This window comes from Cerasicoccus arenae, assembly GCF_014651635.1.
Lineage (GTDB): Bacteria > Verrucomicrobiota > Verrucomicrobiia > Opitutales > Cerasicoccaceae > Cerasicoccus > Cerasicoccus arenae.
In genome coordinates this window covers 162,799-173,582 of sequence record NZ_BMXG01000010.1, presented here as the reverse complement: position 1 = coordinate 173,582, position 10,784 = coordinate 162,799, and the positions used below count along the sequence as shown (strand labels likewise).

The window sequence follows — 10,784 nt, the reverse complement described above, 5'->3', positions numbered from 1 at the left end:
TCACGCCAACCTCGCGGCATACATCAGCGATCTTACGACCCCCTTCGACTTGCCGCAAAGCATAGATTATCTGTTCCTCTTTGAATCGTTTGCCGTTCTTTTTCATCTATTGGATTCCTGTCTGGTGGAACCCAATCGGGCCAGCAAATCATAACACTAGCGTGGCTCAGTTTTTGGGGAGCAGGTCAAAGGAACAAAATCCGAAACGTTTTTATTGTGGATTTTCAGGCTGTTGTGATCTCCTCTTTTCCATTGTCTCGATAATAGTAATTCAAGAGGTCGCCGAGCCATTAGAATTTTCGATTCTGTAAGGATTGATCAGGCTTGGCGGGCGATTAGGGGAATGCGGGCAAATTGTCCATACATTGATGTATCTTACTCTAAATACGATTTAACCAACCACAAAGAGACCCAGCAAGAAATAACCCCTGTTTTTCGCGAATCGCTTCGAGGTAGTGGACGTGGTCAATGAATAGTTCATCGTCAGCGCCCAAATTGCGCGTGAATCGAAAAAGATCGATTGCTGCAGCGTCAGCGCGCTCCATTACCGAATCCGCACAGTCATTATATGCATTCAGATCCTCGGCATGCCGATGAAAGTTCATTTTCGGATGATTATGAATGGCGTCTACCACAGGGGTAGTTCTTAACCAGATGAACCGTATATCATTCAGCACACACAAGTGGACTATCTGTTCTAAATTCGACCGATATTCATCCAAGGGAATTTGTATATCCCTATTTTTGGGCGATCGTTTGATGTCGTGTAAGCCGCAGTTTAGCATAAGGACATCGCATTCGAAATCTGCACGACAAACCAAAGTCGAGAGATAGGCTAGCGTCATACGAGAGTCACCTGCATTAGCGCCAGCGGGCTGGTCTAGGTTTAGTAAAGCTTCGCCTTCACCGCCCTTACGTTTGAAACGGAAAAATCCTCGAAGTGCCTTTTCCAGATAGGGTCCGTACTGGATTGATATGCTATCTCCAACGACGTAAACCAATGGTAATTCTTTGCTCATGTCACTCTTTGAATATTAATCGTGCTGAACACTTCCGTCATCATCAGCATCAACTTTCTCAGTTCTCAGCACGCGGAAAAACACCCTCAGATCTCTGACCACACCATAAGTAAACCAGACAGCAGTCGCCGCGCTAATTACGAGTGGAATCAGTATGCCCATCCACAACCAAAATGTTGACCAAGTTGCGGGCTTCCACGGATCAATCAGGTTCCACACTGTGCCCAAAACCATTATACCCGCGAGGCAGAACAGCCACCCAATAATAAGACTCGCTATCCACCAATCTGCTGTAGAGTAGTCCTTGTTAGCGCCAGTAAAATTAGCGAACAGTCTGCGCCAGACTGGCTGTGAATTATGCTTTTCAGCGATGAATAATTTCTGCTTTCGTGTCTTTGGTTCACGATGCAGCATTTGGTCGAGGTCAAAGTCCTTTCGGCAAGTTAGAAGCGAAACGACGACATACAAAGAGATTGCGATTAAGGATGCTCCGGAAGAAATCTGCACCGGATTCAACGGGAAGTCGGCGTATACCTGGCGAATGAGAATGCCTGCGATTGACAGGATCGAGCCAGTGAGCATTGCCGTCCAAGCGCCCTGGATTGTGCCTTTTTTCCAATATAATCCACCAATAATTACCGAGCCAGCTCCGCCGACAAAGATTGCTGTTGTTATTTTGAACCACATAGTAATGTATTCAGTCTGAGTGAAGAACGCCCCGAAAAGCACTGCAAAGAGTCCAACGCCTAGCATGCTCAAACGTAACGCTAAAATATGGCCTTTGGTCGTAAATGGCTTTCGCCGCAACGGCATGATCACATCCTGAACGAGTATGCCACCCCAGGAATGAAGATGCGTGGTGTCCCCTCCCCAAACCCCTGTAATGAGCACCGCGCAAAGTAGCCCCTTGATCCCTACAGGCAACAGATAAGAAAGCGCGGTTGGAATCGTCATCTGTCCTTGCAGACGTTCATTCTCAAGAGAGGCAAGCACATCGCGAACCGAAAGTGCATCCGAGAGAAAATCAGGATGATTCATATAAGTAATACCCGCGACAGCCAATACCGTGATGGCCAAAATACGCCCAAATTCACGCCATCGTCCCAGGACGTTTCCCATTCGTGATTCATGCGGTGTGAGCGCAGCGGAGTTGTAAGCGCTCGCGTTTTGCCAAGCCATCGTCCCATAAATCAGGAGGCTCATTTCCATCAGCACGTACCATACATTAAAGTTGTCGAGCCCCAATGCATCAAAGGGGTTCATCAATGACTTACCCGGCTCTGGCTGGACCAGCATAACTTCGGTCACCTGAGTCCAACTGAACATGCAGATGAGCACTATCGTAATGACGAGAAAGAGCCATTGGTCCATCAGGCCGGATATGCAATCGGAAACCATGACTGAAATCTGCCCGCCAGAAAGCGTGAGCAAAATCGTCACACTCATCAAAGAAATCATGACAAGGACGAAGGTGGAAACTGTGAAACCTAGCAAACTGAGCTCCGGCGGAAAACCGATAAAGTAAACGAAGAAACGCGCACCAACTGCAGGGATGATTCCAAAGTTCATGATCCCTGCTAGGAAGCTAAGCAGACCCGAAAAAATGCGAAGACTTTTACTGTAACGCATTTCGAGAAACTGTGCCAAGGTAAGCGCTCGTGTTTCCCGATATCGGTATACGACGAAACCAGAGGCAGCGACAATTGCGATAACTGGGAAGCTCAGCCATTGCCACCAAGTCAGTGTAAAGCCCGCATGACTGTAGACCTCGAAGAGTGATACGAAGACTACGGCTCCGGATGCCATTTCACCTCTGGCAGCACACAGCATATATCTGCCGGCGCAGCGCCCGCCGGCCATAAAGTCGACGACGCTTCTTAAATACCTCCGTGTATACAGAGCAGAGCCAATCACAAGCGACAGCGCTAGCCCGATAATCATCCAATCAATACACTCGAGTCTCATTGTTCTATTAAAATAAAATTACCAAGCGCACTTCTCCATCCGCGCGTATCATCGCCATCAAATGTAGCAATTGGCCGTTCCCTCTATTCCCATTCTCCTAACATTGCTTTGGTCTCGTCCACCATTTCCATAAACATAGCATACGCTTTGTCCGTCGGAATGGTAACCAGAGGCGAGGCCAGCATTGCCTGAAATGCTAAATCAAGACTACGCGCCGCCATAGCCTCGGAGAGTATGGACTGTTCTTGAACCGCCCGGTCAATTAGTAACCTTGCTCCAGCTGGTAATTGCGCCGCCAATAACGGGCGCACAGAATTACGGGTAAACTCAGCATAGGTTTCCACCACAATACCCTTGGGAGCGCCGGGCAATTGGCCACGATTCGGCAGGTTGATGTTGGTCGTAAGCGAGCGCAGACCAAGGATGGCTTCCATTTGCAATACGCCTTCTTCACCCGTCGACGCTAAGGGTTGATTCGCTATTTCAGCTAGTGCTTTCCGTGGTCCAGTAGTTCGCTCAAGTCGCCAGCTATATGGAGTCGCCACGACACCCCAGCGATAAAGCTCCGCCATGCCCGAGAGATACCATGGGACAAACTCAACTAAGTGGCGGTCACCAGCCGCTCCAAGCGCGCCGAAGCGACGGAATAAATCGAACGCAATCAAGTAATGACCGGAGAACCATTTTTTCGCCTCTGCTTGCTTGAGCGCATCGTTCGCTTTCGAGGCAAACAGCTCCTCATTGCTGGTTATCTGGTCCAATAGCGGAAACAAATCATTCCCCTGCCAGCGTGCCGAAGCAGCCCAGGTGAAATGATTGACTCCAGAGATATCGAGCTTGATTTCCGTACGAGACGGGATCTCAACATCAAACCATTCGGCAACCCTTTTCGCCAGCATCTCTTGTGTGCCGAATACTTCGTGACAACAACCGAATGCCTTGAGGTCTGGATAGCCTCGAAACAACGAAGCAGTACAAACCGCCATTGGGTTCGTGTAATTAATTACCCAGGCCTGCGGACATACTTTTTCTATTGTGCGTCCGAACTGCTCAAAGAGCGTAGCGCAGCGCATGGCCCTCATCACTCCACCAGGCCCCGTCGTATCCCCGACCGTTTGCAAGACCCCATAACGCGCCGGGATTTCCAGATCGGCATGTCGATAATTAATCGGTCCCGGCTCGATGGAAATGATGACAAAGTCTGCATCTCTTAGCGCTGATTCTAAACTCGACGCAACGGCTACATCAAACTGCGTAAGCGCTTGTTCATGTTTAAACACTGACTCAGCAAGTATCTGATTGTGCCGAGCTGCGTTATGATCGATATCATAGAGTTCCAGTGTTCCTTTCAGGTGTTCTGAAAGAGCAAGGTCCGTCATCAGTTTAATTGCCCATTCACGGCTACCACCACCAATGTAAGCAATCTTGATCTCCGTTTTGCCAGATACTCGGGAAGCTGATTCCTTATTCGAGTAAACGGGAGTAAGAGTTCTGGTTATATCTGACATAGTATCTTCAACGCATTTGTGTGCACGTGCACATATTCAATGGCATTATTATTGATTTTTGGAAATTTCTTAAAGAAGTTACTTAGTTATACATCCGCAGGATTCGCGGACCACAATACTAGCTGGAATCGCGATGCTGACTGATGTTTTGGGACCAGATTGCTCAATGCGCCTGATCATCAAGTCCACAGCTTCCTGTGCGAGGACCTCGTTGGGTTGATGCATCGTGGTCAGAGGAACTCTTGCAAACTTTGCTCCTTCGAAGTCATCATAACCCACGATGGCTATTTGAGATGGAACAGAAACACCATTCTGCTCTGCTGCGCGTAGAACGCCAATCGCCAGTTCGTCCGAGAAACAGACTAAAGCCGTCGGCCTTGGATTCATCTTGAACGCACGCTCAGCTAATTCATATCCCAGTTGATAGTCCGACCGCTCAGCATTTTCCTCCGTTGATCGAGCGCGAACAATAAAAGATTCGCAAAGCGTAAGACCGGCCTGCTCTATGCCAGCACGAAAGCCTAGCTCGCGGTTCTTCGTGTACTGTGAAACGCTGCTATCGAGTAAAATGCCCATCTCGCGATGACCATTGTGCGTAAGATGAAGCACTAGTTCCATGAATGCCTTTTGTGTATCGACATAGACACAATCCGCATTCAATCCTGGAATTGGATAAAGGCTAATAAACGGCGTACCTGATTCAATGATAGACTGATATTGCGGAATATTGTCCACCATTCCTCTCCCAAGCGCGATAATCCCATCAACCATGCGAGCCTTCAGCTCACGAATGCACGCTTCGTCAGCTTCCGGTGAACCGTCACTGTAACCCAATTCGATACGATAGCCTTTCGCCCGCGCTGCGACATATATCTCATTGAGCTTATTAATATTCGCCGCCTTGATCTCAGAAGGACCAAGAATACCTATGGTTTGAGTTTTCCGAGTTTTCAACGCACGTGCTAAGGCGTTCGGAGTGTAGTTCAGCTTTTTTAGTTCGCTGAGAACTTTCTCCCGCGTAGCCTCCTTGACGAGCGGGGAATCCGTGAGGACCCGGTGCAAGGTTCCGCGACTAACGCCCAACCGCCTAACCAACTCGTGCTGAGTCATGGGCTGCTTATCGTCGATGTTTGTCTGAGGAGCTGTCTCTGTCACAATGGAAATAAATAGTTGTACTAAATGACGTTCAAATCACTTTCTTAAGGGGCTTTGATCTCCTCATAATCAGTATTACCCGGTTCCTCAGAGTCATTGCGATTAACCAAAGCACCAGCAGGACGCTCAACATGACCACTCAACAAAGGGTCGTCAGTCTGGCGCATCCAATCCATCAAGCGCTGGCGCAAGTCGCGTTCGACTACTTCAATGAACTGATCTCCTGCAAGATTTGATTGTTCCTGCGGGTCCAAAACCAAGTCATAAAGTTCTGCCTCAGGAAGTGGGTTCTGTGGCCAATCGTGCTGCCGTAAAAAAGATTTACTGGGCGATGAATCACAATTGGCCAATGGATATGTAAGAGGGGCCCATCGCAGAATCAGCTTGTAACGGTGCGTACGGATACAGCGCTTGGGCTCATAAGCTGCATGATATGTCACCTCCGAGAAGACCTCGTTACGTGCCTTGGAATTCTCACCTTTCAACAGCGGCACGAACGAGTGCCCCTGCAAATGCTCAGGGAATTCAAGGCAAATCAAATCACAAATAGTCGGAAAAATATCGATATGAGAAACGAGAGAATCCAATTGTTTGCCACTAGTTGGATTTCCTGGATAGTGTAATAGTAGGGCAACGCCAATGCCATGGTCTGTCAGGCTGCACTTCATATTTGGAAAAGCCATGCCATGATCAGTCGTCAGAATAATAATCGAATTATCAAAATATCCATGCGCTTTGATTTCGTCTAAAACTGTTCCCAGACATTCGTCGGCAAAACCAACAGAACAGGCGTAGTCTTCCATATCTTCGCGTATGGGGGCAACATCGGGAAGCACTTCTGGTGGACGAATTCGCCCTTTATATTCTGATGCGCGCAGAAAAGGCCGATGCGGATAAAACAACCCAAACGACATAAAAAAAGGCTGGTCATGATCTTCCTTCAAAAAATCACAAGCTCTAGCAGTCGCCCACTTATCCCGCTCCAATGGAGTATCCAGATGTCCTCCAGTTTCAATTCGACCATAGGGCATATCACCCAGACGACCATTGAACTCATGTTGAATCCCGAACAATGCTGTAGAAAAACCATGTTTGCTTAAATGAGCGCCAAGATGATGCTCCGGATATTCTAAATGAAACCCACGATGCGCTAAGCCCAACATTCCTTCTTGGTGAGGGGTGCGCCCTGTCAACAAACCCACGCGCGAAGGAGAGCAAGTGGGACCACAACAATAGGCATGCCGAAAAAGCGTACTTTGCTCCGCAAAGGCATCCATTGCTGGGGTCTCAACGCCATACCCGTATGCGCCGATGTAGCGGCCCATGTCGTGAGTGTGAAGGTAAATGACATTATGCATATTATTATCCTCTACTTTCGGCTCACCTTAAAAATCTGCAACTCTCCTGTCAACGCCGGGGCAGCATCGAACTCTAGTTGACCATTGGCCTGTGAAACAGCTTCCACGGGCCTGACGTCGCGATGCACCTTTTGCACGGTGTAGTCTCGATCTTCAAGTCCTGTCAAACTTACGGTCGTTGATGCGCGGCCCCAAGTCTTCAAGTTTTCCTCCACGTTCATGATACTGGTGTATTTCTTGGCGAATCGACGCTGCACTGCTACGTAAAAACTTTCTTCATTGATTCTGCGGATCATACCAACAAAACCTCCATCCAGTTGGCCGTCTTTCAAGAGCATCACAGAACGCTCTACTCCTGACCAAGCAAGGAGCTTCTCCATTTTAGCAGAGTCCGCCATGTAAGGTGCCATATGCGCCATGCCGGGTGGCGGCGGGGTTGCATCCGGTTCATTGATATGCCTCACATTGGGCAGGCCATGTAGTAACTTTCGCAGCGGTGCCCGCGCTTGAGGTGCCTCTACGCAATACTCTCCAGCATTCCCTACTAAGACAAGCTTTCCCCCCTGGCGGGCATAGTCCGCCACACGCTCCATCGCCGACTTGGTCATCACTTCTCCACAAACAAAAACAACTTTAAAGTTATTCAGATTAACCCAGTCAGTATGCTCCGTGCCAAAATGAGGTAGCACCTGAAAGTAACTGAATAATCCCGTATAAAAATCCACCCCGCTAGCATTTGCAAAAAAGTTATGCTTGTTGCGGTTCACCATACCATCGATTCGACTCCCGAAAACGAGCGCTTGAGGTTCTTCAGCTTCAGCCAAGGCAAAAGATTCAATGAGAGGCATTGCTTTCTCCAGATAGTCCAGCGCGCCGTAATACTGTTTCGCATACCCATCACGAAAACGTTCATGCCAACGATAACTAAAATACCAGCCTTGATTATAAATAGTCCCATAAAAAATATCGGCGTCGATGATCTCAAACGATGCAGGCATATAAAAATGATTTTCGCTGCCATAACGAACGCCCGCTTGTACACTCATACTTGCCAAAGCGTTTGAAAAGAAATTGGGCATGCTTTCGTCAAAGAAATATGCGTTGTTTGCTTTGAGCAGAGGCATGGCTGCTTCCGTTGCCGGATGTGTGCGAGGACCTCGGTAAACATAAATTGGACGTTCCGAGTCCAACTCGCGAATTGTTTCCAGAACCGTTTGAAGTCGGTCAAGCGATGAGTCGGTTTTAAACTGAACGAAGTTAAGCCATTCCTCGGACAAGTCCGGCCCAGTGGAACTCACCCATTCGCCCGGAATCACGTATGGCATAGGCAAGCGCGACGGTTTTAGGCCACGTTCAATCTGCCACTCATTGTAGGCGTTCTGAAAGGTTTCGGAGTAATCCGAAGTTCGGTAGTCATTGAGTTGATCGTGGTAATCGGTGCCCTCAACAAAGGACTGCATCAGCACCTTGTATTGCGTTACCGCTGGATTCTGACGTTGGTGAGTGATCGCCTTGCGAAGCCACTTCAGGTAGTCGTCTTTTTCCGCATACCAATAGCTTGCTGTCGGGTTCCGAGCTGCCGAAGCTCCTGAGCGCTCTAAATGTGGATAACCGTGCTGAGTCAGCATGATATCTCCTCCCCACCAATCGGGCACATGAGGGGGCCAATCTCCCAGTGTGCCAAACCAAGCCGTAACGGTCGCCCCATGTTCGACTGCAAAGTTTGTGCGGCGGTCGGATTCATCCCAACGAAATACGCCTGGTAGGACCTCGATATCCGACCAGGGATTGAGGTTTGATACATGATGAAATCCACGAGGGATGGCTTGATCAACCAGCCATGAGTCATAGCCCTTCATTGATTCTATGCTTTCCCACTGCTGCTCTGGATAGCGAGAATAGCGTTTCGAGAACCAGGGACGTGTGTACTCCGCCACCAAGCTGACATCGCTATTAGGTGCAAATGCTACAGGCATGTTTTCGGGAACAGTCCAAGACGCGTTTAGCTCATCTTTGTTCGCGATGCCGAAATGCAGTCGAGCACGATCCAGAACTCCCTTCTCATCTCGTAATTCTGCCACAGCGAACAAATCGCTCTGTCCGTCAATCGCTACGTCAAAACTAAGATTATCCTCAAAGGACATGACTTGCTCATCAAGTAACTGCATTCGCCAATCGTAAAGTCGAAAGCGAACCATCGTATCGGCCGACGGGCTATCACCAGCATCAGTTTTCAACCGCAATGTGCCTTCTTGGGTTTCAACTGGAAAAACATTGTCTTCGCAGGGCGTAGCGAGTGAGAACGAGCTTCCTATAGCTGCTGGCAGCGTATCAACTCCCTTCAATACGTATAGCTGCATGCGTCCCTCTTCCCGCAATGTCCCATCCAGATTCCATGATTTAAGATCCAGAAAATACGTTCCCCTTGGTACCTTCGGCAACGGGATTGCTTGGCTTACCTGAGTTAAGGGATCATCTGCAAAGTGGGAGCCCTGCCCTTGATGGTGCCAGATAATATCGCCCTGATATCCCTGCCGCATTTCCGCTTGATAGCGGAACTCACCTTCTAATCTAGAAAAATCAGCGGGCATCAATATCGCGTCTATCCCCCAGCCAACACGTCCTGTAGTCAAATTGAACCAACCGTAGTCCGTTTCCAACTCGGGGACCGTAAGCGTCTGCAACCCCGTGGCCGCATATGGCTCCTTGGTTCCAGGAGAGACAACCAACTCGATTGTCTCAAGGCGAAGAGGGTGCGGCCAAAGGAGCCCAGCTACCTCCTGTTGGAGCTCAGGAACAACCCGATTGTTTAGCCCGTTGGGCATGCCAAAGTTATCACTGTAGATATGCTTCCAAAGCGGCCAGCCATCCGGCTTATCCATGCGCGCGCCCAGAGGAAAAGAGGCCCGCGCGTCGATACGATGCTCCTCGCCATCGTTGTCTCTCAGTACAAACGTGCAAGACAGAGGCAGAGCTGTCGTCCAGAAGTGCAAACGTTGCGCACCGACTGGAAGTTCCACAGGCTCCGGAGGAATAAGTGCTACAATGCCACCGTCTGTTTCAGGATCAAAAAACAAAGCTAGGTTTGCTGATTTGCAGTGTACTCCCGAAGTCTCACTACGCCACATACCCATCGCAGAAGTAGGCACCCAAAATGAGGATTCGTCTGGCAGGCCCGTAGATAATGACATCAATGCTTCCCAGTCATCTGGCAACAAATCAGGGACTGCTTCAGCAGATGAAGAAAATTCCAAATCGTCATAAATGACCTCATAATCTTGTGCGAGCGCATTTGCCCCTGGGCTCGCCATCAAAGATAGGATGGCTTGCTCCGCACCTTCCGGTGCCAACGAGGTAAAGCGAATTTTCCTCCAGTCGAAATCACCAGACCAGGCATCGCTATCCGACCGAGCTAATCCCTTTCCGTTCCCATCTAGCCAGACTACCCGTAACCAAGCGTAGTCATCCTCGTCCGCTCCCGAAGCCTTAGCTTGAACAGCAAATACATAGGACATGCCCGTGGTTACTTTAATGGCGCTGCTCTTTTTTAGGCTCCAAGAATCCATTTGCGAGCCAGGGCTTCGGATGCCGACTGCGAGACTGCCTCCTACGCCAAACTGGTCATACTCCGCAGAAAAGTTTGTACCAACATAGGATGCCCACTCCTCAGGTAATCCCTTACGGTTTGACTGCTCAAAATCACTGTTTAAGGCCAACATCCAAGTTGAGGAGCAAAGGATACCCAGAAAAACTTTCAAAATAGTTTTCATAATCATTAA

Annotated in this window: 7 protein-coding genes; all 7 read right to left on the bottom strand. The window is 49.0% G+C overall.

The features are described 5' to 3' along the window. A partial coding sequence (locus IE065_RS09935; protein ID WP_189514541.1) for a transposase occupies positions 1-106 on the bottom strand: 106 nt, incomplete at its 3' end. Positions 107-380: 274 nt separating this feature from the next. After that, entirely contained in the window at positions 381-1,019 is a 639-nt protein-coding gene (locus IE065_RS09930) for an SGNH/GDSL hydrolase family protein (RefSeq protein ID WP_189514540.1), read from the bottom strand. A 15-nt stretch (positions 1,020-1,034) separates the two neighbouring features. Further along, a complete protein-coding gene (locus tag IE065_RS09925) occupies positions 1,035-2,960 on the bottom strand; it encodes a sodium:solute symporter family protein (RefSeq protein WP_343218635.1) in 1,926 nt (641 codons plus the stop codon). Between the two features lie 107 nt (positions 2,961-3,067). Next, positions 3,068-4,492, bottom strand: coding sequence for a family 4 glycosyl hydrolase (locus tag IE065_RS09920; RefSeq protein WP_189514536.1), 1,425 nt, complete (start codon positions 4,490-4,492; stop codon positions 3,068-3,070). 78 nt (positions 4,493-4,570) lie between these two features. Beyond that, a complete protein-coding gene (locus tag IE065_RS09915; protein WP_189514534.1) occupies positions 4,571-5,647 on the bottom strand; it encodes a LacI family DNA-binding transcriptional regulator in 1,077 nt (358 codons plus the stop codon). 44 nt (positions 5,648-5,691) lie between these two features. After that, complete coding sequence (locus IE065_RS09910) at positions 5,692-7,005, bottom strand: sulfatase family protein (protein WP_267908222.1); 1,314 nt, start codon at positions 7,003-7,005, stop codon at positions 5,692-5,694. An 11-nt stretch (positions 7,006-7,016) separates the two neighbouring features. Further along, positions 7,017-10,775 (bottom strand): hypothetical protein, encoded by a 3,759-nt coding sequence (locus IE065_RS09905; RefSeq protein ID WP_189514530.1) that lies wholly within the window; start codon positions 10,773-10,775, stop codon positions 7,017-7,019. Positions 10,776-10,784: the final 9 nt, after the last annotated feature.

What these genes read in the sequence shown, in the direction of transcription:
- IE065_RS09930 (WP_189514540.1), bottom strand. Translation starts at nt 1,019, where the DNA reads ATGAGCAAAGAATTACCATTGGTTTACGTCGTTGGAGATAGCATATCA.
- IE065_RS09920 (WP_189514536.1), bottom strand. Translation starts at nt 4,492, where the DNA reads ATGTCAGATATAACCAGAACTCTTACTCCCGTTTACTCGAATAAGGAA.
- IE065_RS09905 (WP_189514530.1), bottom strand. Translation starts at nt 10,775, where the DNA reads ATGAAAACTATTTTGAAAGTTTTTCTGGGTATCCTTTGCTCCTCAACT.
- IE065_RS09925 (WP_343218635.1), bottom strand. Translation starts at nt 2,960, where the DNA reads ATGATTATCGGGCTAGCGCTGTCGCTTGTGATTGGCTCTGCTCTGTAT.
- IE065_RS09910 (WP_267908222.1), bottom strand. Translation starts at nt 7,005, where the DNA reads ATGCATAATGTCATTTACCTTCACACTCACGACATGGGCCGCTACATC.